The organism is Paenibacillus sp. 01T424, assembly GCF_056398745.1.
This window is the reverse complement of record NZ_JBFTPZ010000024.1, coordinates 84,840-108,978: the sequence shown is the minus strand read 5'-3', so window position 1 is coordinate 108,978 and position 24,139 is coordinate 84,840. Positions and strand designations below refer to the sequence as shown.

Below are 24,139 nucleotides of genomic sequence, written 5' to 3'. Positions count from 1 at the left end.
TGGGAAGACTGCGGAGCAACATCAGGTTTCCTACCAACAGGTATATCAGTGGGTGAAGAAATACCAAGACGGCGGGCAAGATGCGCTGCAGGATGGACGTGGACGTAAAAAGACCGAAGAAGAGTTAACTGACACAGACCGCCAAAAGCTTGCCATGAAGAAGATGCAGGCTGAAAATGAACGTCTGCGCGCAGAAATTGCATTTCTAAAAAAGTTAGAGGAACTCGAAAGAAGGCGACGCTAAGTCAAGTACGTCAAGAAAACATCTATCTTGCCATTCAAGCTGTACAGCAAGACGGGCAGTTCAGCATAAAGATACTTTGTGAAATTGCAGAGATTCCACGATCCAGCTATTACAAATGGTTGAACCGCAAGCCTAGCGTACGTGAACTAGAAAACCAGAAACTCACAAGATCGATGATCTCGCTGCATGAGAAGGTAGGCGGTATCTACGGGTACCGTCGATTGACCCTTCACTTATGCAAAGAAACGGAGCAGCAGATTAACCACAAGCGCATCCAGTAGTAGACCGAKGCTTTCAATACACTTCYCWACGGTTCAAAAAGTYATTTGGMAAAAAATTAACCCATAGCATGTCYCKCGTAGGGAGMTGCATTGATAACRGWCCCATAGAATCCTTCTGGGRAACCCTGMAGTGCGAAAAATWTTATTTGCATACATACCGAACTTTTGATGAGCTTGAACGGGACATTGAAGCYTACATTCACTTTTACAATTACGAACGATTACAGGCRAAACTAAACGGCCTCAGWCCAATGGAGTTTAGGACTAAGGCCGTTTAACAGTTTTTATTTTTTGTAATGTCTACTTGACGGGGGGCACTTCAGTGCTACCAACTTCTAGATTAACGGCAATAATGCCGTATGCTTGAGGCTCCTCGGCTGATGCTCCAAACCAAAGCTCACCGTCTCCGACCATCACGCCTAGATCGCGTACGAACAAATCCTCCACCTTCTGAGCGGCTAGCGCATCCTTCACGGGTTTTGTCATAATGGCATCATATTTCTCTATAAACTCTGCTTTGGTTGTAATCTCCATCGATGTTTTTCCATTTACTCGAAGCGGCAGCAGCACTAGGTCTGCAACGGCCTCTTTATCATCAGCGGCAACAGCTGTCTTAACCGCTTCAAACATTTTGATAAAAGCTTTAGGATCGGTAATGCCAGCAGCGGCGAAAGGGTTATCCTTCTCTGAAGCAGCATTTGTTTCTTCGGTTTGATTAGCGGGAGCGATTGCAGCGGAATCTGGATTAGGTTGAGCACCCATTTCACTCGTTCCTGTTTGACTGCAGCCAGCTAATAAAGTCATCGTTATGCCAAAAGCGGCGAAAGCCGCAAAACCTTTCCGCCTTTTATTTGTACGCGGTATTGTTGTCATCTCATTCAGCATGAGAAGCCTCCTTCATGAAGGGCTTGTATAATCAAGCCCATCAGTTATGTCTCCATGTTATTTTAAACGAGTTGTCCTAATCTCAATCACAAATCCCCAAAATAATGCATCAGCGTCGTCCTAGTTTCCCTTTACGTTTCAATAGAAGGAATACGGTGACGATAACAGCGGCAGCAACGATGGGAATAATAATAAAATAAACCATGTTAGTCATCTTTTTATATTCATCTATCGCTTCAAGATCGTAACTTGCAAGCGACAATGGTTTTGTTCCGCCGCACCAAGTATCAGTCGCTATTTCGCCTGGTTCAAACTTGTATAAGTAATTTTTCTTTGTTGTTTGATAAGCATATACTAGATAGTCTGTGCCTTCAGTAAATTCGCTGCCAGCAGTCGTGACAATGGTTACTTTATCGCTGGAGGTGCCTTTTAATGTCGACTTCACTTCAAAGGTTGTCCTGCTTTTGGGATTCATACTGCCGGCTTCCTCATAGGTGGTCTCCATGGCTTTAGCAATATATACAAAATCATGTTTTTTAAACAATTGCTTGGGTGCATCGCTCTCGGCACATGACCATGCGAAGCTTTTGGAAGGTGCAATCGTTAGAGACAGGGAGACGAATACGATTAAAAAGAGAAGAGAACGGAACATTTTCATTACTGTATGACTCATTTTTTTCTAATATAAGAAAAGACCAGTATCCAGAAAATGCATCCGAGCAATATTTCAACTCCGCTATCCGTAACATCTCTACCCGTTCCAGCAAGCAGTATGCCTGAAAAAAAGCCTAAAACAATGCAAATTAATACTTCGAGTAATTTGGATTTCATAATATGCTCCTTATACGTTTGTCATGAATCCGTTATTTTAAAATAGTACTCAGCGTTTCTGCATCCTCTTGCGACGTTTTTTTATAAGAATGAATGCCGCTTATATAAATCTCAGCGATGTCGTTCGTAAACCAAACCTCATATAATACCGCTTTTGCTTCTGAGCCATCGGTAGGTTGGAAATGCACTTTATAATCGGATGGTCTTGTCATTAGGAATTTAACTTCTTCCCATTCGCCTTTGTTTAAAATGTTCCTCACTGTAGAAACGGATTTCTTTTCGATTATTTCCTTATGATCTTCGTATTGGTTTTCCATGCCAACTCTTTTGGCAATGATCAATTTATCGCTTGATTTGGACAACGATTCCGTCAGGTGATCTTTGTTCACCTGCTCTGTATGAGTGGTTAAGCCATTGTTCGCTCCGGAGCTTTCGCAGCTTGCCAGCCCAAACAGGATAAGTAAGAATGTAAGTAGAAGACCATATCTCAACAAATGCACCTCCCCTTCATATAACCTACTGACTGTTAATAAGTGGATAAAGTTGCATATGAAACACACTAAAAAGATGAATTGGAATTTTATTTCCACAATGACACTTGTGTTGGCCTTATATAATGTGTTATATTACTACAAAATTAATTATCGGATCACGCCAGTGAAGAGAATCCAACTCGGAGGCGTTCTCGTCAAGGGGAGGGAAGCACCTTCCCCCTAAGTTTACCGGGCCCGCCCGTTATCGCGGAACAAAGAGGATTAAACAGTGCGTCTGTTTAGTCAATTTGGGTGGCACCGCGAGTAAAAACGCTCCTCGTCCCATTGGGATGAAGGGCGTTTTTTGTGTTTTTCTAATGAAAAGGAGCGCGGTTAGCATGTTGGACATGAAATGGGTTAGGCAAAATCAAGAGCAGGTACAGACGGTTGCGAATCAGAAGGGGATTCAGATTTCTATTGCAGAGCTGATGCTCTGGGACGAGAAGAAACGTCAGCTCATGCAGGAATCGGAAGCTTTACGGGAAATTCGCAACAAGCTCTCGAATCTTATCGGTACACTAGTGAGGCAGAATGCTCAAGCTGAAGTGGAAGAAACGAAGTATAAGGTCAAGGAAACAAATGAGAAGCTGGGCACAGTGGAAGCAGAGCTTGCGATAGTAGAGCAGCATGCAGCTGAGCTCATGGCGTTGGTACCTAATATCGTATCGCCAGACACGCCAGATGGACGATCGGACGCGGACAATATAGAGCAAAAGCGTGTTGGCGAAGCCCCGAGTTTTCCTTTTGAACCAAAGGATCATATGGCGCTGGGTGATCTGCACCAAATGATTGATGTGCAGCGAGGTGTGAAGGCAGCAGGCAGCCGCAATTATTACTTGAAGGGGGCAGGCGTTTTGCTCCATCGTGCCGTGCAGCAGCTGGCTGTCGATTTGCTGCTGAGAAAAGGCTTCACACTGCTGGAAGTACCATTAATGGTCCGCACCGAAGCGATGAAGCATACTGGCTTTTTCCCGCTTGGTGAGGATCAGACCTACCGGATTGCAGGCGAGGATAAATGGCTGGTAGGCACCTCGGAGGTACCTATGGTTACCTATTACGCGGACGAAATTATAGAGGTAGGAGAGCCAATCAAGCTGGCTGCTGCATCGGTATGCTTCCGCAGCGAGGTCGGCTCGGCTGGCAGAGATGTTCATGGTCTATACCGTGTACATCAGTTTGCCAAGGTCGAGCAGGTTATTTTGTGCGAGGCTGATCCGGCGTTGTCGGAGTCGCTGCTGCAGGAAATAACGGCTAATGCCGAGGAACTGCTTCAATGCCTTGAGCTGCCCTATAGAGTCATGGCAGTATGTACTGGCGATATGTCGCAAAAAACGTATAAGCAATACGATATTGAGACATGGATGCCAAGCAGGCAGGCCTACGGGGAGACGCATTCGTCGTCGAACCTGCATGATTTTCAAGCACGCCGCTCGAATATACGGTACCGTGCAGAGGATGGCTCGTTAAAATATTGCCATACGCTCAACAATACAGCAGTGGCTAGCCCGCGTATTCTCATTCCACTCATCGAGAATCATCAGGAGGAAGACGGCTCGATTCGTATCCCAGCTGCACTTCAGCCTTATATGAGAGGGCTGGAGAAAATAGCAATTAATGAATAAATTGAAAATGCGGTAAGGAGATGCTCAGCAGCATTTCCTTATCGCATTTTTTGGTTCTATTTACTTTGATAATGAAAAAAGGTTACTCGATTAGGGACAAAGCTAATAATTTGTTATGTGAGTGATGTATTTGTTATATGGAAACGCTTACCTTAGAGCTATACTTCAACTATCCGGTTGTAGTACATGAAGTGAAGAGCGGGATTTATATACTAGGGGGAAAAGCATTGAAGAAGAGAGGGGGGGCGCTTTGGATGCCCCGGTTGAAGGGGCGTGGGATATGGTTATTGAGGAAGCCAACGCATCAAGGTGCGGAGTGGATGGCTGAAGAATATGGAACTAGGGGAGTTTGGCGTCTATCGCACGGCAGACATGGCTTCCCGAGTGGTTTGGACGGAGACCGTACGCTTGGATGCAGAGCGACTAAGCATGCCTTAGGCCTACTGGGAATTCGGTGCCACCTTTGGTTTATATAATCGCACAACAAAAGAATGGAACAAAGAGCTAGTTGCAGCGCTATGATCATCACATTAAGGAGGATTTATATGAAATTTACTAAATCGTTCGCATTATTTATCGCTTTTGTCATGCTTATCACTATCATTCTTCCTCCCTCTCAGCAGGTGTTTGCTAACGAGAGTAGCACAACCATTCTCACTTCAGATTTTGAGAATGGAACAACACAGGGCTGGGCGCGTAAAGGAAACGAGTCACTAATAGTCTCAGGCGATGAATATCATAGCGGTTCTCATAGCCTATATATATCGGGGAGAAGCGAGGATTGGGAGGGACCCAATTACGTTTTAACGGAATTATTGGCTCCTAGCAGCACCTACTCCATTAGCGCTTGGGTTAAGCTAACCCCCGGTACAACGCCAGCTGATATTAAGCTTACAATGAAGAGCCGCATTGACGGGCAAAACCACTGGGAGCAGATAGGCACGGCGGATCAGAATGCCGCATCGCAATGGACCTTAATTAAACGGAATTATACGACAGGGAGCAAGAATGGCCAATATGATCTTTATGCAGAAGCCACGGCAGGTACCTCCTTTTATTTTGATGATGTTTCCATAGAGCTTGTTCCTGATTCAGAGGGCCCGGTGGGCGATGATCGACTGCTTATCGATTTTGAAGATGGAACGCTTCAGGGGTGGTTGCCGCGAATCGGACATGAGGCGCTGACCGTTTCCGCAGCCGAAGCCTATAGCGGCAGCAACAGTATGTTGGTAGAAGGGCGGAGCCGTACGTTTCATGGGCCAGCACTTGAGCTTAAAAATCACCTTCAAAAGAACAAGGAATATGAATTAATAGCCTATGTTCGATTAAAGAAAGAGCCAGCCTCTGACATCAAATTGCAAATGACGGCCTATAAGAAGTCCGGATCGGAGAGCTGGAATGCACTAGATACCATTACGATTAAGAAATCGGAGTGGCAGCAATGGTATGAGCTTAAGGGACAGCTTAATTACAGCGATTCTCCTTCGGAGCTAAAACTATTCATCGAAACGCCTTACATTACGGAGAATACTTCAGATACGCTATCTTTTTATGTAGATGAAGTAACAGTAGTCCCTGTTTCGGCGCTATCGATTCAAAACGATATCGTGTCCTTAAAGGATTATTTTAAGGATGACTTTCCAATTGGTGCTGCCGTCTATACCTGGCAAATGGAAGGAGCCTATGGGGAGCTTCTCAAAAAACATTTTAACAGCATAACGGCAACGTATGAAATGAAACCAAAGTTTATTTCCCCAGCTGAGAATCAGTATACATTCGATGCAGCCGATTATTACGTGAAATATGCTCAGGATAATGGAATGGGGCTGCGCGGACATGCTCTTCTATGGCATATTGATGCGGCCGAGTGGATGTTTACGGACAGCAATGGACAGCCTGCCAGCCGTGACTTGCTTCTGCAGCGCCTTCAGTCTTATATAGAGACGGTAATGACACGTTATAAAGGGAAAATATACGCATGGGATGTTGTAAATGAAGCTATCGCTGACAATGGGGGAGATGCGGACGGTGTTAGAATTTCACCGTGGTATACTCTCATAGGTCCTGATTACATCGAGAAGGCATTCGAGTTTGCTCGTGCTGCGGACCCTGATGCCAAGCTGTATTATAATGATTACTTCACAGAGGTTCCGGAAAAAAGAGAACATATCTATCAATTGCTAAAGCGTCTCAAAGATAAAGGTCTGATCGACGGAGTAGGCTTGCAATCTCACTATGGGTTGGTTACGCCGCCAATTGAGGAGGTTGAAAAGACAATCAAGCTGTTCTCTTCGCTAGGGCTAGATATTCAGGTTACCGAGTTGGATGTTGATAGCGGAGTGAGCATGGGTACGCCTATGCCTGATGACATAGCTGCAAAGCAAGCACATAGATATAAGGAATTGTTTGACTTATACAAAACCTATAAGGACAAGATTTCCTCTGTAACGATTTGGGGACTGCAAGACGAGAAATCCTACAATAATCAGGCTATGCTATTCGATGCGAATCTCCAGGCTAAGCTAGTCTACTGGGGAATTGTAGATCCACTTACACTTCCTATTATTACAAACCGTACGGTATCACTCATGGCAACGCCAACGGCGGGCGATCAGAATTCTACAGATTCCGTATGGAAAAAAGCTGTACAGACGCGGCTTAAACGCAGCGGCAGCGAGGCTGCAACGTTCCGTACCATATGGGATATGACCAATCTTTATGTTCAAGTAGAGGTTAAAGATGCTACCCGTGATGCAGCGGACAAGATAGAGCTGTTTGTGGATGAGAATAATGGAAAGTCGGCGGTTTACGAGTCAGATGATCGTCATCTTACTTTTAATCGGTCAGGCGCTGAAAATGGCGATAGCAGCTATAAAATAAAAGAAACAGCAACTGGTTATAAACTAGAAGCCGTTATTCCTTGGAAAGGCTTAGCGCAAGGAACGGAAGAAATCGGATTCGATATTCGTATTCAGGATGCATCGACAAGCGAGGTACTGCCGGTTTATTGGAATGACAGCACATTAAGTCAAGATCTGGACACAAGCAAGTATGGCGTCATTCAGCTTGCTAGTATGCCAAAAAGCGCACAGTCGATAAAAGGCACTGCACGTATTGATGGACAAATGGAAAGCGAGTGGGAAAAGGCAAAGCCATTCGCTGTGGATCTAACTAATAATAACAGCAAAGCAACGGCTCAAGCTCGCTCTATGTGGACGGATGACAGTCTGCTGCTGCTAATCGACGTAACCGATCCTTTGCTTAAATCAGACGATCCGCAGCCATGGCTGCAGGATTCAATCGAAATTTTCATCGATGAAAATCATCATCGTACATCGGCTTATCAATATGACGATGCACAATATCGGATAAATATTGATAATGCGGCAACTTTTGCTGGAAATGCTTCTCCTTCTCGTCTGGAGAGCGCAGTTGTAAAAACAGAGAAAGGCTACCGCATGGAAGTGAAGATCGCGCTGCCTGAGCTTCGTCCGAATAAAGATAGTGTAATAGGTCTGGACATTCAGGTGAATGACGATCAGGGCGAAGGAGTGCACAGCACCGCCAAATGGAACGATCCAACAAACGATTCATGGAGAAATACTTCTCAGTTCGGCATTTTGACTTTTGCCGAGTCAGAAAAGAACAGCGGTATCGATAATGGCGGTGACAAACCTGGAAGCTCTGGGCAATCTGGCAGCACTGCTAATCCTGTGATGACCATTACTCAGGAGAATTTTCAGAACGGGTCGCCTAATCAGGTAAGCATTAGCGTACCAGAAGGTAAGCATCATGTACGGCTGCCCCTTCAATTAGCTGGTCTATTAAAAGGCAGAGAGCTGGAGCTAGCCAAGGGGTCTGCTACACTAACAATTGATTCAAAAGTGCTCCAGCCCCTCATTGATCAGTTGAAGCCTGAATTGCGGAATGGAGCTGAGCTGTCGCTTCGTATGGAGCCTGCTAAAGAAGCTACAGGCAGTCAGCAGCTAAAAGGAGAGCAAGGGTTATCTGCGAAGTTTATTGGCGGAGAAAGCTGGTCCTTTGAACTGTCCTTAATAACGGGTGATGGTCGTGAGCTGAAGGTGGGCACATTTGATGGAGCTGTCACCTTATCTTTCTCCTATTTAGCGGAAGCCAATATGCAGAAGTCGCTCTTAGGCATTTACATGCTGAATGAACAGACCAATAAGTGGGAGTATGTAGGCGGGAAGAATGACGAAAAAACGAATCAGATCTCTGTTGATCTTGCGCATTTCAGTAAGTACGCGCTGCTTGAATATGATAAGATCTTCAATGACGTTAATTCAAGCCACTGGGTATACGAGCCGTTGAAGGTGCTGTCTGCAAAACAGAATGTGAATGGCCAAACCGCTGCTCTCTTTGCTCCAGACAAATCTATTACGCGAGCGGAGTTTACCGTTCTATTGGTACGCCTGCTTGGACTTAAAGAGCAAGGGGCCTCCAGCTTCAAAGACGCTGCGGAAGGAACTTGGTTCTCGTCGGCGGTTAATGCTGCCTTTCACGCAGGAATTGTTAAGGGTGTGTCAGCGGATCGGTTTGCTCCGCTTGCAAACATTACCCGTGAAGAAATGGCGGTTATGCTTGCCAATGCGTATGCATACCAAGCAAAAACGAAACCTGAGGAGACTAACGTCGAGCTAGTATACGTAGACAAAGCTAACATCTCAGCATGGGCGGAGAACGCTGTTTCTATTGTTTCTTCGCATGGAATGATGAAGGGCAAGGATGACCATCGTTTTGTTCCTAGTGAGCATACTACTCGAGCAGAGTCAGTTCAAGCTTTATATAATATGCTCATGATCCTGAATACAAGCAAATAATGAATGGATTTAATGACGCCAAGCTCTCTTCTATAGAAGGGGGCTTGGCGTTTTATTTGTATTCAAACAGCGTCAGCTCGGATATTAACAATTTGTTATCGATGCTTATGATTTATCATAGTAGCGTCTCTAGGCGCCACTTATAATGAGAACAGACGATAGGACAGATAGGGTTTATGTCATTCAAACAGAAGGGAAGCACACAAATGAAGAAATCAATAACGCCAGCAGATGCCCTTGCAGAGACCGCTCCACAGCTGTCTAAACGCACGGATCGCCGCTCCAAATGGCAAAGGGCGTTGGTGCTGGATGCGATGCTGCTGCCAGCGGTTATCCTTACTTTAATCTTTGCTTACATTCCAATGTTCGGACTCGTAATTGCTTTCCAAGATTTCAAGCCTTGGCTAGGATTTTCCCAATCCAATTGGATTGGCTTGGAGCACTTTCGTTACCTTTTCAGTACGCCAGAGTACGTACAAGTCATTTGGAATACCGTTATTATAGCCGGAATGAAGATGGTTTCAGGACTCATCGCTCCGTTTACCTTCGCTCTCTTGCTCAATGAAGTGAGAAAGGCGGCTTTCAAACGGACGGTACAGACGCTGGTTTACTTGCCGCATTTCCTTTCTTGGGTCATCATAGGGGGCATCTTGCTGGACATGCTGTCCAGTGAAGGACTCGTCAATCAGTTTCTAGGCGCGGTGTTCGGTTTAAAACCGATATTCTTCCTCGGCGACGGCAATTGGTTCCGATTTATCGTTGTTGTAAGCGATGTCTGGAAGGAGTTTGGATTTGGAACGATCGTATTCCTTGCTTCACTAGCAGGAATTAATCCGTCATTGTACGAGGCGGCGGAAGTAGACGGAGCGAACAGATGGCATCAAACCTTGTTCATTACCATCCCAGCACTTATCCCAATTACAATCGTGGTTGGAACACTCTCTTTAGGCAATATATTGAATGCGGGCTTTGACCAAATATTCAATCTGTATAATGCATTGGTTTTCGACAAAGGGGATATTATTGATACGTTTGTCTATCGTATCGGTATCATAGACGGCAAGTTCGGATTCTCCACAGCAATAGGGCTTTTCAAATCGGTCGTAGGCTTCGTGCTTATCGTCGCAGCTTACCGCTTGGCTTACAAACTGGCCAATTACCGTATTTTCTAGAAAGGATGAACCGACAGTATGTATCATAAATCGAACACCTACAAATTATTCACAGTGATCAACTATACGTTCCTAACTATATTATCTATTGCTTGTATTATTCCATTAATTCATATTTTAGCTGTTTCATTCAGTGGGAAAGCAGCTGCGAACGCTAATTTGGTCGGATTGCTGCCCGTTCAGTTCACGGTTGAAGCCTATAGCAAGACATTGGAGAATGAGAATTTTATTCGCTCTCTGTGGGTGGCTGTTCAGCGTACTACATTAGGCACGCTGATCAGCATGGTACTCGTTACGCTCGCGGCGTATCCATTATCTAAAGAAGCTTACCATTTTAAACGCAGAAGTATTTATACGTGGTTTTTCGTATTCACTATGCTGTTCAGCGGTGGCTTGATTCCCTTCTACATTCTTATTCAAAAGCTGAACATGATGAATACGCTTTGGGTGCTTATCATTCCTGGAGCTGTATCAGTATGGAATATGATACTCCTTCTTAATTTCTTTCGTGGGGTGCCTAAGGATTTGGAGGAAGCCGCATTCATCGATGGAGCCGGCCATCTGAGAACACTATTCAGTATTTATTTGCCAGTATCGATGCCTGCAATTGCTACACTATCGTTATTCTCAATGGTTGGTCATTGGAATTCCTGGTTTGATGGTCTAATCTTTATGACTGATCATAAAAACTATCCACTTGCGACTTTCCTGCAGACCATTATCGTACAGCAAGACTTCAGCAAAGTGACGGTGCGTCCTGAAGACTTGGAAAATATTTCACAAAGAACCGTAAAGGCTGCTCAAATCTTTATCGGCATGGCACCCATTCTCCTTGTGTATCCGTTCCTTCAAAGATTTTTCGTCAAAGGAATTGTACTTGGTGCCGTGAAGGAATAATGGATTTGCTTCATGAGAGGGGTGTTGCTGCACAGTAGGATCTATCTATGATTTGGTTGGAAGGGTCAAAGCAAACCAAATAAATTCCATTGGGGGAAATAAAGATATGCTAACTAAATTGAAAAAGCCGGCTGTTATGGTTATGACAGGGGCAATGCTGATGGCATCGCTTGCAGCTTGCGGCAGCAATAAAGACGATCAAACAGAAGGAAAGGCCGATAATGATTCCTTTTATTCAGCGAAGTTCGACAATGGAAAATATGTGGAGCCTGTTTCCATTACGACGGTCTTCCCTATTACAACCAATTTGAAATTCAAAAATGGCGAAAATATTGATAATAACGTTCATACAAAGTGGGCGAAAGACACTTTGGGTATTGATATTAAGTACTTATGGACGGTCAGCGATCAAAACAATGCCTACCAAACGAAGCTTAGGCTGATGCTTACCTCGGGGCAGGAAATGCCGGATATTATTTCATTCAGGGGCGATCCAACGCTGATTGCTGATTTAATTTCGAGCGGGCAGTTTGCGGATGCAGGAGAACTGTTCGATAAATATGCTTCCGATACCTATAAAGAAGCAATGGCACAGGACCCAACGGTTTGGAACCCGTACATGCGTGATGGAAAACGAATGGGAATTCCGATTTTGGAGAATGCCTACAATAATGATCCAGTCATGTATATTCGTGAAGATTGGTTGAAAAAATTAAACTTGAAGGCTCCTCAGACGATCGATGAGCTTGAAACGGTAATGGAGGCCTTTACTAATCAGGATCCAGACGGTAATGGCAAGAAGGATACCACAGCTTTATCCGTTGGCTTTAAAAACAATTTGAATACTTGGATGTCCGAGACAGGATGGGTGTTTGGCATGTTTGGCGTAATGCCAAACCAATGGAACGTAGGGGCCGATGGCAAGCTTGCCTATGGTTCTATTCAGCCAGAGATGAAGCCTGCACTCTCCAAGCTGCAGGATTGGATGAAGAAGGGCTACATTTCGCAAGAGTCGGGACTGTATGATGAAGTAAAGGCTTCAGAAGCTTTCACAGCTGGCAAATCAGGTATCATTGTTGGCCCTTATTGGATGACAGGCTGGCCAATTCCCGATTTGAAAACAAATGTCCCTACTTCTGAATATAAGCCGTATCCGCTGCCTGCTGGTCCTGATGGCAAGGTTGGCCGTCATGGAACTCCAATTAGCACAGGTGCGGTTCTTATCAATAAAAACATGAAAAATAAAGATGCATTCTTCGTCTATCAGAATTACCTATTTGACAACTGGGCAAACCCTGATGGGGATGGTCCATTCTCTAAAGGCTTCGCAAAAGGGTATGACTATGATATTGGCCCGAACGGTGAGATTTACCGCGAGCAGGATAGTGATAAAATCCCTGGCGGTTGGGTAGATGCCATACGATATACACTAACCTTTGATGGAGCCATCATTCCTTTTCTTCGTATCAACGGGTTAGCAAAACTAGCGAACGGCGAAAAGCCGTCCACGCCGTATGAAGAGACGCTTACTACCTCTATTCCAGAGCAAATGCAAGCGGCGAAGATTGTTGTTGATCAGAAGGATGCTATTATGCCTAGTATGTTTACTGGTACTCCTACGGAGACGCAGCTATCCAAAGGCGATATGCTAAGCAAGCTGGAGAAGGAAGTACTGAACAAAATCATTTATAATAAAACCTCGGTTGATGAATTCGATGCTTTTGTTGAAAGATATAATTCTTCAGGCGGAGCGAAAATAGCGGAAGAAGTCAACAAATGGTACGATGAAATTAAGTCAAAATAAATAACAGCAAGAAGGGCGGCTCATTTATGGGCTGCCCTTCTTGCTGTTATTTAATTCAACTAGGTCTTATCCCGAAAATCCTGAGGGGTCATACCATGCTGCTCCTTGAATACCTTAATGAAGTATTGTGAATTTGAATAACCGAGCTTATCCGAAATTTCGTATACCTTATCGGTTGAATTTCGGAGCAAAGCAACGGCATGCTCCATCTTCACACTGAGAATATACTCACTCAGGCTGCTGCCGCTCAGCTGCTTGAACAGCTTGGATACGTAAACAGGATGGAGGGATACGCAATCGGCTATCGATTGCAGGCTGACTGTCGACAGATGAGATGAAATAAATACTTGGATCTCTCGAATAATTGCTTGTTGTTGACTAGAAACGTCTTTCTCCAGCTTCTCCTTTAGTGTTAAGGCAAGCTGTTTTGCCCATTCAATAAGCTGACAAAGTGAGCGGAACGTTTGTCTATACATAAGCGCATTTCCCGCTACATCTGACAGGAGAACATTGTTTCTATGAGCTATGTAATGGAAGGAGGACATGAGCACCGTACTTATTGCATCCAAATGCTCTTCCGTTTGCTCGGATAAAGCGCTGAAAGCTTCCTCAACTTGGTTCAATCTGTCTTCAAATCCGTCCCATTGGCTGGTTTCCAGCAGATGGATAAACGTAGGCGGATCATATAATACGTTCATGGATCGAACGTAGGATACTTGTGACGGCTGCTCGGCAAGCGCTAGAAAATAGCCTGTACCGTTTCCGACTTGCTTTCTGATTGCTGTGACTGCATTCTCATGCATATGGCGAAGATCACTACTGAATTTTCCCGGATAGGTAAGGATGACCGATATGCCGCCCCCCAAGTATTCATTCACATTACGATGCAATTGGAGTGAACGACTGGTAAGCTCCTTTAATAGACTTTCAGAGTTCTGAAACCCGTCTGTTTGTTTTGCTTTGAGCGTAAATATAAGATAATCATAAGCATCTCGGCAATGCCAAGTCTCGAAGGAGTCCTCGAGCAGCTCGCAAGCGATGTTTGTCACTGCATATTCGAAAAGCAGCAGGCTGTTTTGTCCATAGCGGTTGAAATGCTCCTCCAGACGAATGACAAGAAGAAAGACATCATCGTCTTTCCCATAGGTCAGTGAGAAGCTGGAAAGCTTGTCGACAAGAGCCTCCTCCGAGTAGTTCTTGCCTTGCAGCAGCTCATTAAGGAGCTTGTCCTTCATGACAGGAAGATGCTCCCGGAACGTGAATAAAGCCTGCTCGTAGGATGCGGTCTGCTCCATCTCCTCTTTCATGATATTTATCGTTTCTTCAAGACAGAGGCCGAGCTTATTATGATCAAGCGGCTTAATTAAATAGTCTACGACCCCCTGCTTTATCGCCTCCTGGGCATATTCGAATTCCGCATAGCCAGTAAGCAGAATGCATTTGATTGCCTTATTAAATTCTTTAACTCGTGAAATGAGCTCTAGTCCAGTCATTCCTGGCATGGCAATATCTGTAATGAGAATATCAATAGAATTCCGTTCAATGACCTGCAGCGCCTCTATGCCGGAATAAGCTGTATATACCTTTTCAACCCCATATTTGGTCCAGGGGAAGGCAATTTCTAGATCATCGACGACATAGGATTCGTCATCAACTAATAATACTTGTAGCATGGTTGTCCTCCTGCTTTTGAATTGTAATGATATAACAAGTTCCTTCGGCTAATTTAGATTGAATAGTCAGCCCAGATCTCTTTCCAAAATATAGCTTGATACGCTGGTGTACATTCCTCATGCCTGTACCTACCTTATTCTCAGAAAATATGCGTTCCTCAATATGTTGATTAACGATAGAGAGTCTATCCTCCGCTATTCCGACTCCGCTATCTTGAATCAATATACGCAGGGACTGCTCGTCCTCCTCCGCACTAATCTTGATATGACCGGGATGCAGAGAGGGTTCTATGCCATGCTGAATGCAATTCTCGACAAGCGGTTGAAGGATCATTCTAGGCAAGCGATACATACACATGGATGGTGGGATTTCAATAGAGAAGGTCATCGACCGTTTACGCAACTGTAAAATGGACAAGTAGTGCTCAACGAAGACAAGCTCCTCGTTAATGGTAGAATCGATATTTTCAATTTTGTGAACGTATCTGCAATAAGCTCCGAGATGAAGCGTCATCGCAGTTACGGATTCATGGTCCTCGATGCTGGCTTTACTCTGAATATAATTCAAGCAGTTATACAAAAAATGGGGATTAATTTGAGCTTGGTATTGCTTAAGTCTTGCTTCGGTAACTTCCAGCTCTGCAACGAGCACCTGCTCAATGAGTCGCTGCGTATTCTCGGCCATACGATTAAAGGAGTTGCCAAGCATTCTGAACTCGGTTGCATGAAGATCGATGACACGACTAGAAAAATCACCGCGATCAAATTTGTCAATAGCCTTCCTTAGTACAATAACAGGTGTCTGCACTTGCCTGCGCAGCACGAGGCTATACATCAGTGAAATAAGCAGCAGCACAATGATGGAAAATATAAAAAGAATATTATTTTGAGAAATAGGCTCAATGAACTGACGCATAGGGTGGTAATCTATAAAGTACAAATCAAGCAAGTCAGATTTCATATAGTTGAGCAGGTATTCAGTTCCATTGTCGTCGACCGATAAAAAGCCGCTCTTTCCCTCAATTAACGGAATAATTCGGCCTGTCGTATCCTCCAGTAGAGGGGAATTACCAGTTTGGATAATCGTTTTGTTAAAAGAATCATAAAGCAAAGGGGTTCCGGATGAGTACTGCTTCATCATTTTAAGTAGATTATCCAAAGACACTCTTGTTTCAATAAGCAATGGACCGATATGGCTCCGGGTCAAATTAGAATAATATCCAGTACCATCCTTCTCCCAGTGCACGACCCACTTATTCAGCCGTTGGGAGGGCGGATTATAGGTTGAGAAGGATAATGTACTGTCGGAAGAGACGGTTTCCTTCAAATCAGGGTAGTAGAGAGTGATCGTGTTGTTCCAGGATGTAGAGGCACTGTTGAGAGCGAGCTTGTCAATAATAGCTAATTTCGCTTCGTACTTGGAATAGGCATCCCCGAATTGCAGGACATAGGGATATCCTCTGACCGAATGGTCTTCAGACATGGTCGTCGTATTCATAAGGACTTGCTCGAACTGGGTGGAGAGTTGTGAGGTCATGAATTTGACTTCACCAATTTTGTTTTTCTTTAGTTCTTCTTGGATGTCCGTTACATTAAGCCGATATATAATCCAGAAAATAATGATGATTAAGAAGAACATGAGCAGTAGCCCTAGCATCAGCTTTTGAAATATAGAAAGACCAGCATTCATGATTAATATTCCTCCGGAAATTTAAATAGCAGCACCTTCTATTTTACTATATTTTAATAAGCATGGTGGGAATTGTACTAATAATTAGGCATTAATCAGCTTATTTTGCGCACTAAATAAAAGGCTGCGCCAGTTTCAGCGCAGCCTTGTGGGAATTAATAATTTAATTAGTTCTATTTAGCTGTATTTCGTTTGTAACGAATATAACATAGCTGCATTGATGTTTTCTCCATAGGTCTACTTAATGCCTACCTTAGGCAAAGACTTGCCTTGTATAACGAGGCCAACACCCTCCGCACAGACGCCATATTTTTCCCAAGGGCAGGTCATACATAGATGACTGATGTCCTCAGGCACCATCGTTTTAGCTACGCGGTCACATATGGACTGCCAGCTTCCTCGCTCAGCTACTTGGAGCCCAAGCTTTGCGAGTATCGCTGCATCCAAGCTGTAGACGGTTCCCTCGCAATGATAGGCTTTGTCCGGCGGATATGCTTTGCAAACATCGTCTGGGCCTAAAATAATTTCAATTTCAGTTTCAGGCTTTGCGAGCAGCAATTCGTAAATGGCAGTCATATTGACGCAGAAATCATCCGAATAACCCATACCTCGGTAGCCTAGTAGACAAAGCAGATGGTGTCCTCGTAATCGAATCGTCATAGAAGTACCGCTCCTCATGCAAAAAAATCCTATATGTTAACCATTTTATCATAATAAAAGGTTTACATATAGGATTTTATCTAGCTATTCATTAAGTTAATGAGCGAATAAGAGAAAACGATTTATTTTCCTAAATATTTTTCTTGAATGATGTTCAAATGATGAGTCTCATGTCCGGCAATAATGTAAGCGAGAGCTCTAGCGGAGATATTGCCGCCATTAGCTACGCCAATGCGAAGCCATGCTTCATCCGACAAGCCGCGCAACAAAGCGAGAGTAGCCCGGCGAACCGAGATGTAGTCCTCGATAATCTGTGATAAAGACCATTCTTGAAAGGTGGCGCCGTTCATAAATTCGTCCTGATCATAGCCGGCAAGAGGTGTCTTGTCACCCCGTGCGATTCGAAGCAAACGGTAGCTCATGACGCGCTCATTATCCGAGATGTGACCGATGACTTCCTTAAGCGTCCATTTTCCTTCCGCATAGCGGTAATTAGCCTGCTCCTCGGGAATATCGGAAAGCAATTCAGTTGTGCTTGCGAGCTGTTTTGTCAGCCATTCCGTAACAGATCCTTCGCCTACTAGGCCGATATACTGTTCATAATAATCAAAGTATTCATCCCGTGACGGTCGTTGTGTCATGCGTAAAGCCTCCCATTCATATTGAAGAGCATTTATTTTCCAAAAGCTTTCATTATTTTTATCGGCTATCCGCTGCGTTTTTTATAGCGGTATTGCCCTGGAGTAATTCCCTCTTGTTTGCGGAAGGAACGGATGAAGTTTTGCGGATTATTGTAACACAGCTTTGCAGCGATGTCTTTAATTGGCAGCTCGCTATCAGCGAGCCATTGTTTTGCCATTTTGAAACGGTACATCGACAAATACTCGCTAAACGAATAATTCGTCTCCTTACGGAAAACGCTGCTTAAATAATTGGCATTATAGTGAAGCCGCGATGCACATTCTTCTAGCGTAAGATCGGTGTCGTACAAATGCTGTACGAGGTCAATGATCTTCTCCGAAATGTTGTGGTACTGCGCCTCCTGACGATCCTTGAATATGTTGATCATTGGATAAACAACGCTAGTCCAGAACCAATCATCGATCTCGGCAGAGGTATGCAGCTCAAGCAGCTCCTCAAGCAGGGAACCCTTTAACGGATGGATTTGATTAAGGCTTACGCCTGATTCCTGCATAACGATCAACAGATTATTGAGCAGCCGGGCAAGCGGAATTTGATATTCCTGCGGCGATAGCTCCACGACAAATACCGCCTGCAAAAAAGCTCGCAGCAGCTCCTTTGATTTATCCTTCTCGGCCAGCTTAATCGCATCGATAAGCTCATTCTCGATATGCCCTGGGTAGTTGAGATTCAAATAATGTTTGCCGGCATTCACATTCTCATACTGAATAATGATGCCTTCGCCTAATTTCATGCGCTGCTTCAGTGCCTCAAGGCCTTCTCTGTACGCTGTCGACAGCGATGAGAAGGAGTCGAACGGCAAGCTCATGCCAATGCTGACCTGCACGTTTAGGTAGCTTGCGATCTGCTGCTGCAGATGCTCCGTTAACGCGTATTTTGCATTGTGGAAAGCTTCCTTGCCCACTTCTGCGCTGCCGATAATCGTCACAATCGTTTGATCCATAATGATCGGGGCAAGTCGCTGCTCGAAGGGAATAAGCTCCTCGATGATGTTATGGACAGCGAATAGGAGCAGCTCCAAATCACTTTTGGAGTAACGGCTGTTATCAGGAAAATCAATTTGCAGCGTAATCGCGGCCATCGTTTTCCACTCTTTTAGCTGAGAGCCATAGCCGAATTGAGCCAGCTTCTCCGGAATTTCACTTGACTTGATGTTGCCTTGGAAGGCTTTCATGAAGAAGAAGGTGCGCACTTGATGAATATGYTGCCTAACCTCTTTTTCAAGCTCGGATTTGGACTGGAATAAATGGGTGACGCGTTCGCCAATCGCTTGGAATTCATTTGTTTTCCGCTTCTGAATGTCGGTTAGACGCTCGCCGATTTGATTCAAAAGCAATTGAATTGGCGAATACATATGCCGTGAGCCGATCCAAGCGAGCAGCATGGATAGCGTGAGCATAAATAGACATACATAAAGTGTATACGTGCCAATTTTATTTGATTCCTTCGTCATGCCGGCAATGGACGTGGCAGAGAGATAGATCCAGCCGTTAAGGTCGGAACGGTAATAGGTGACGGAATAATCCTTCTGTTCAATCGATTGTGTAAACTGCCCAGAGGGCTCAGTGAGCTGTCCCATATGCAGTCCGCTCTCGAGCACAGGCTTGCCGATTAATGCTTGGTCGGGATGGAGCAGAATACGGTATTGATCATCCAAAATCATAATGGTCGAAAAAGGGTCCTCATCGCTCTTTAGCAGCTCCTGCAAGCTGCAGGTCGGAATGTTGGCGAGCGCCAAGCCGTATTTTTCAAGCCCATTGGTCGGCAGCTTCTTCACGAGGCTGATGCTGTAGCTGCAAGCAGCGCTTTCCGCGGCTTCCTCACTATAAAACCAGCTGGACGGGTTAAGCACCCACGAGGTTCCTTCGGGCATTTGCATAAGGCTGGACAGCTCATCGAAATAAGCATATTGTTCAAACGAATATAGTCCGGAATTTTTGATCATCCAGTTATGGCGCTCATTGATCAGGATGACATCCTCAAGCTTGGTGTCAAAGGATTGCATATGGCGGATCTCGTTCCGCAGGTCATCATACATCACAAAATCGTTGACGGTTAGCGGCTGATTCATCGCTTTTTTGAGCACGGTCGAGTTAATAACCTGATTCAGCGTGTGGTTGACAGTCGTCAATTTCTGCTCTACATTGGAGTTGATTTGCATGATAAGCTGCATTTTCCCACGGTTTACATTTTTCTGAATTTCACTGGAAGAGGTCGCATACGAGAATGCGCCGATAAAAATGACGGGAAGCGTGCTGAGCAGAAAGCCGAAGATCGTCATCTTGCTTAAAAAGGTTAAAGATCGCACAGCTATCAACACCTTGTCTAGTAATGAGCGAGCATTAGCTTTATTTTAGTAAACGCATACATTTTGAGCAATAATCATCTATCGCGCAAATAATCATTTCCTTAGATTATGAAGAGAAAAGGCTGATAAGACAAGGGGGATTAAGGTGGTAATCCATTCACGGAACATAGGAGTACGCGCAGGCTGTCGCTTTTTTATCGTGCTGCTTATCCTTTTCATTTGCGCTTCATGCACCGCATCTTCTGCTCCAAATGAGCGAAAAGACGCAAACACAAAAACGACGATCTCCATTATGGCACCGCTGCACTTTCCCCATCCGCCAAGTGAAGAGATCATTGCGCTCATCGAGGATTTAACAAATGTGAAGCTTGATATTAACTGGGTACCGGACGGCATCTACACAGATAAAATGAACACAGCCCTCTCCACAAATTCGCTGAAGAAGGCGACTTTCGTGAAGCATACCGATTATATTTTTGTGAAAAATGCCATTCGCTCGGGCTCATTCTGGGAGATCGGCCCTTATTTGGAGCGGTTCCCGAATTTAAGGCATTTGAATAGCGGCATTTTGGGGCAATCCGCAATAGATGGCGGCATATACGGGCTTTACACGGAGCGGCCATCGTCTAGACAAGGCGTTATTATAAGGGAAGACTGGCTGGATAATCTCAAGCTGGACAAGCCGGGAACGATTGAGGAGCTGTATGAGGTCATTCGGCAGTTTACGCTCGGTGACCCGGACCGCAATGGGATAAAGGATACCGTCGGGCTGGCTGACCGTAATGATTTGGTATTTGGGGCCTTTAAGACGCTGAGCTCTTATTTCGGCACGCCGAACAACTGGGGTATCGTCGATAAGAAGGTAGTTCCAGAGTTCGAAACGGCAGCCTACATGGATACGATGAATTTCATGAAGAAGTTGTATGATGAGCAGCTCATTAACGCGGATTTTGCGGTAACGAGCAAGGAGATGCAGCGGGCTAACATTATACGAGGTGCAGCAGGCGTATATATCGGCAGCATGACCGACGTGCAGCGGCTCTCGGATGAAGCGAAGCAGATCAATCCTGCTGCGCGCTTCACCTTGGTGAATCGCATTCAAGGACCGGAAGGGTATCGTGTCTGGTCGATTCCGAATTATAACGGGCTATATTTATTTTCCAAAAAGGCGATTCGGACGGAGGAGGAGCTGCTGGAGCAGCTTGCGTTCTTCGACCGTACGATGGATAAGGATGTTGCCAATCTTATGCGGTATGGGATAGAAGGCAAGCACTATCTTATGGAGGGTGAAGAGGTTCAACTGCCTGAAGAGACGTCGCAGCTGCGCGTAACAGAGGTCAACGCGCTTTATCCGCTTATGATTGCCGATCTAAGCAATCCGAATGTACTTAAGGTAGCAGAGAAAGAAACGATGTGGGAGATGGCGGAGCGTCTCAGCGCAGATAACGATAAGTTTCTCGTGACGGATAAGGTTATTGGCCTTGAATCGAAGACTTACGATGAGAAGAGCATGGAGCTGTACAAAATCATTTCCGACGCGACATACAAATATATTCTCGGACAGATTAGTATGGAAGGATTTTATCAGGAGGTCGAACGCTGGAAGCGCAGCGGAGGCAGCTTAATGATTAGCGAGTATACGGATGCATATTTCAAGAAGCAATGAGCGGGCCGGATTCCAAGTAACAGCATATTAAAAGAGAAGTAGGCAATATCATTATTTATAGAGCAGCTAAGCAGGTTATTTATTCCCTGCGTGGCTGCTATTTTTTTGCTTATAAAAAATAGAAGTGAATTCATATGAGCACAAAGAACTAGGTATAAATATCGATTTTAAAATAAAAAAGATATATTATTGTCGAAAAATCCCGTAAATTGTTTAGAAATTGCATAGAACAGCAGTATATAATAAGAATCTGCTTAAGTATTGGCAGAAGTGAATAAGACGACATGGAGTGTGACGTATGATGAAACCTGATTTTTTCCAAGAAGTACATAAACTCGGATATGATAACGAATGGAGATACCAGCTGCTTATACGAGGTCTGCGCAACATACAAGAAGAGAAAAAGACCCAAGGTTTTTTTAAGAAGCTGGAGAGAAGATTCGTGAACAAATATAAGAAGATCAAGGTTTCTGCTTGGAAGTAAAGGGCGCCATGAAATAAGTGCCATTTCATATAAACTACATGATTTGAGGGTGAAGAGCGATCTTCACCCTTTTTGTGTTGCGGTATTTAGTCAAAAGTGTCACCAGAAGCGGCAATAATCATTAGCTCAGATGCCTCTAAAACGATATGCCATATGAACAAATGATTGTTTCGGCACTCTTCTTCCAGGTGGTAGCTTGAAGAGGTAGCAACCAAAACGATATATGGAGGTCAACGCTGTATGAAGAAAAAATCGTTTTCGATTCTGATGGGCGTAGTTTTAACATTTAGTTTATTGCTCGCAGCTTGCTCAAGCGGCAGCAATAACGGAAAAAATAGTACGCCGCCAGCAGCAACCAATGACAGCGCAGCAAAGACGGAAGAGACAGACAAACCGGCAGAGCCGGAGAAGCCGACTGAAATTACGATCATGCTGCCTCTTAACATCGCAGAGACACCGCCAGATACAATCAAAAACGAGCTGGAGAAGCTGACGAACACAAAACTAACGTATCAATTTTTTCCGGCAGACACGTATGAGGAGAAGCTGAACGCATCCTTTGCGACGGGTTCGCTGCCGCAGGTTACTTATTTGAAGAACCAAGCGACCTTCGTTCAAATGAAGGAAGCGATCAGAGACGGTCAGTTTTGGGAAATTGGCCCTTATTTCAGCGAGTTTCCTAACCTGAGCAAGCTGAAGGAAGAGATTTTGAACAATACAAAAGTGGATGGCAAGCTATATTCGCTATACATCGGCAGACCGCTGGCTCGCCAAGGCATTATTTATCGCAAGGACTGGGCAGATAAGCTTGGCCTCGCCGCACCTGCTAACGTGGATGAGCTGTTTGCGATGATGGAGAAATTTACGACAGGCGACCCGGATGGCAACAACAAGCCGGACACGATTGGTTTAGCTGACCGGAACGATCTCGTATATGGTGCGTTCAAAACGGCCTCCGCATGGTTCGGCACGCCGAACAACTGGGGTGAGCGGGACGGCCAGCTTGTTCCAGAGTTTACGACGCCTGAATATGCAGCCACGATGGATTTTATCAAAAAAATTCGCGACGCCAAAGCGATGAACGTAGACTTTGCAGCGACAAGCAAAACAGATCAAGTCAATATGTTCACGAGCGGCAAGGCAGGCGTATACATCGGCTCCATGCAGGATGTGGACTCACTAGTGAAGGACCTTGTTAAAAACGTGCCGACCGCAGTCGTTGATACACACAGCATGATTGCTGGACCAGACGGGAAGCTGGCATCATGGTCCATTCCGGGCTACAACAACGTAGCGTTATTCCCGAAATCTGCGATTAAAGATGAAGCCGAGCTGAAGAAGATTTTGGCTTACTTCGATAAGCTGATGACGCCGGAAGTGGCGAACATGATGTTCTGGGGCATTGAAGGCACTCATTATACGGTAGTGGATGGCAAGGCAAAAGCATCGGCAGATAAAGAGCTGACGGAGCGCGAGGTCAAAGGCTTTAAGGACAGCGTTATTGGTGAGCCGGAAACAAACGGTATGTACGATGGTTTCCACGAGCTTCCGGCGAGAATTCATGCGGAGCAGCTCATTATCGAGAACGAGAAGATCGCCATTGCCGATCCTACTGCGCCGCTTGATTCGAAAACGTATACCGAGAAGGGCACGGAGCTTCAGGAAATTATAAAGGATGCCACTTACAAATATATTTATGGATCGATTGATAAGGCTGGATTCGACAAAGCGGTTGAGGATTGGAAGAAGCGCGGCGGGGCTCAGATTATCGAGGAATACAATGCTGCTTACAAAAAATAAAGAATAGCCCATAGAGGCTGCTCGCATGCTCGAGCAGTCTCTATAA

Annotated in this window: 18 protein-coding genes and 1 pseudogene; 11 read left to right on the top strand and 8 right to left on the bottom strand. The window is 44.8% G+C overall.

The annotated features are described in order from the left end of the window. Nucleotides 1–244: helix-turn-helix domain-containing protein (locus AC1DPK_RS18660; RefSeq protein ID WP_477511277.1), on the top strand; the 244-nt coding region annotated here is incomplete at its 5' end. Nucleotides 245–590: 346 nt separating this feature from the next. Beyond that, a pseudogene (locus AC1DPK_RS18655) lies at nt 591–803 on the top strand (IS3 family transposase); the annotation flags it as partial. Between the two features lie 22 nt (nt 804–825). Here AC1DPK_RS18655 and AC1DPK_RS18650 read toward each other — a convergent pair. The 3 genes from AC1DPK_RS18650 to AC1DPK_RS18640 all read right to left on the bottom strand — a co-directional run bounded on the left by AC1DPK_RS18650 (nt 826) and on the right by AC1DPK_RS18640 (nt 2,732). Beyond that, nucleotides 826–1,410: a hypothetical protein gene (locus tag AC1DPK_RS18650; protein WP_477511276.1), complete on the bottom strand. Its 585-nt coding sequence runs from the start codon at nt 1,408–1,410 to the stop codon at nt 826–828. Nucleotides 1,411–1,519: 109 nt separating this feature from the next. Then, a complete protein-coding gene (locus AC1DPK_RS18645) occupies nt 1,520–2,068 on the bottom strand; it encodes a hypothetical protein (RefSeq protein WP_477511275.1) in 549 nt (182 codons plus the stop codon). A gap of 205 nt (nt 2,069–2,273) precedes the next feature. Next, the gene (locus AC1DPK_RS18640; RefSeq protein WP_477511274.1) at nt 2,274–2,732 is read right to left on the bottom strand and encodes a hypothetical protein; all 459 of its coding nucleotides are present in this window, start codon (nt 2,730–2,732) and stop codon (nt 2,274–2,276) included. 380 nt (nt 2,733–3,112) lie between these two features. Between AC1DPK_RS18640 and serS the strand changes: the two genes are divergently transcribed. From serS to AC1DPK_RS18610, 6 genes are all read left to right on the top strand, one after another. Further along, nucleotides 3,113–4,396, top strand: coding sequence for a serine--tRNA ligase (serS, locus tag AC1DPK_RS18635; RefSeq protein ID WP_477511273.1), 1,284 nt, complete (start codon nt 3,113–3,115; stop codon nt 4,394–4,396). A gap of 227 nt (nt 4,397–4,623) precedes the next feature. After that, entirely contained in the window at nt 4,624–4,872 is a 249-nt protein-coding gene (locus AC1DPK_RS18630; protein WP_477511272.1) for a hypothetical protein, read from the top strand. A gap of 69 nt (nt 4,873–4,941) precedes the next feature. After that, entirely contained in the window at nt 4,942–9,237 is a 4,296-nt protein-coding gene (locus tag AC1DPK_RS18625) for an endo-1,4-beta-xylanase (RefSeq protein ID WP_477511271.1), read from the top strand. 206 nt (nt 9,238–9,443) lie between these two features. Continuing rightward, on the top strand, nt 9,444–10,409 hold the full coding sequence (locus tag AC1DPK_RS18620; RefSeq protein WP_477511270.1) for an ABC transporter permease: 966 nt from the start codon (nt 9,444–9,446) through the stop codon (nt 10,407–10,409). 18 nt (nt 10,410–10,427) lie between these two features. Beyond that, on the top strand, nt 10,428–11,306 hold the full coding sequence (locus AC1DPK_RS18615) for a carbohydrate ABC transporter permease (protein WP_477511269.1): 879 nt from the start codon (nt 10,428–10,430) through the stop codon (nt 11,304–11,306). 106 nt (nt 11,307–11,412) lie between these two features. Further along, complete coding sequence (locus AC1DPK_RS18610) at nt 11,413–13,110, top strand: extracellular solute-binding protein (protein ID WP_477511268.1); 1,698 nt, start codon at nt 11,413–11,415, stop codon at nt 13,108–13,110. A gap of 59 nt (nt 13,111–13,169) precedes the next feature. Here the strand turns inward: AC1DPK_RS18610 and AC1DPK_RS18605 are convergent, their stop codons facing one another. The 5 genes from AC1DPK_RS18605 to AC1DPK_RS18585 form a co-directional block, all read right to left on the bottom strand. Then, nucleotides 13,170–14,783 carry a response regulator transcription factor gene (locus AC1DPK_RS18605; protein ID WP_441874611.1) on the bottom strand — a complete coding sequence of 538 codons (1,614 nt, stop codon included), beginning with the start codon at nt 14,781–14,783 and terminating at the stop codon, nt 13,170–13,172. Continuing rightward, nucleotides 14,761–16,473 (bottom strand): sensor histidine kinase, encoded by a 1,713-nt coding sequence (locus AC1DPK_RS18600; protein WP_477511267.1) that lies wholly within the window; start codon nt 16,471–16,473, stop codon nt 14,761–14,763. Before AC1DPK_RS18600 ends, AC1DPK_RS18605 begins: the two co-directional genes overlap by 23 nt. 237 nt (nt 16,474–16,710) lie before the next feature. Next, a complete protein-coding gene (locus AC1DPK_RS18595) occupies nt 16,711–17,133 on the bottom strand; it encodes a DUF1284 domain-containing protein (RefSeq protein WP_441874613.1) in 423 nt (140 codons plus the stop codon). A gap of 122 nt (nt 17,134–17,255) precedes the next feature. Then, entirely contained in the window at nt 17,256–17,774 is a 519-nt protein-coding gene (locus AC1DPK_RS18590; protein ID WP_441874614.1) for a DinB family protein, read from the bottom strand. A 65-nt stretch (nt 17,775–17,839) separates the two neighbouring features. Beyond that, a complete protein-coding gene (locus tag AC1DPK_RS18585; protein ID WP_477511266.1) occupies nt 17,840–20,143 on the bottom strand; it encodes an AraC family transcriptional regulator in 2,304 nt (767 codons plus the stop codon). Nucleotides 20,144–20,288: 145 nt separating this feature from the next. Here AC1DPK_RS18585 and AC1DPK_RS18580 point away from each other — a divergent pair, with 145 nt between their 5' ends. From AC1DPK_RS18580 to AC1DPK_RS18570, 3 genes are all read left to right on the top strand, one after another. After that, on the top strand, nt 20,289–21,809 hold the full coding sequence (locus tag AC1DPK_RS18580) for an extracellular solute-binding protein (RefSeq protein WP_441874616.1): 1,521 nt from the start codon (nt 20,289–20,291) through the stop codon (nt 21,807–21,809). Nucleotides 21,810–22,107: 298 nt separating this feature from the next. Next, the gene (locus tag AC1DPK_RS18575; RefSeq protein ID WP_076266352.1) at nt 22,108–22,293 is read left to right on the top strand and encodes a hypothetical protein; all 186 of its coding nucleotides are present in this window, start codon (nt 22,108–22,110) and stop codon (nt 22,291–22,293) included. Nucleotides 22,294–22,533: 240 nt separating this feature from the next. Beyond that, nucleotides 22,534–24,093 (top strand): extracellular solute-binding protein, encoded by a 1,560-nt coding sequence (locus tag AC1DPK_RS18570; protein ID WP_441874617.1) that lies wholly within the window; start codon nt 22,534–22,536, stop codon nt 24,091–24,093. The last annotated feature ends 46 nt before the right edge of the window (nt 24,094–24,139 follow it).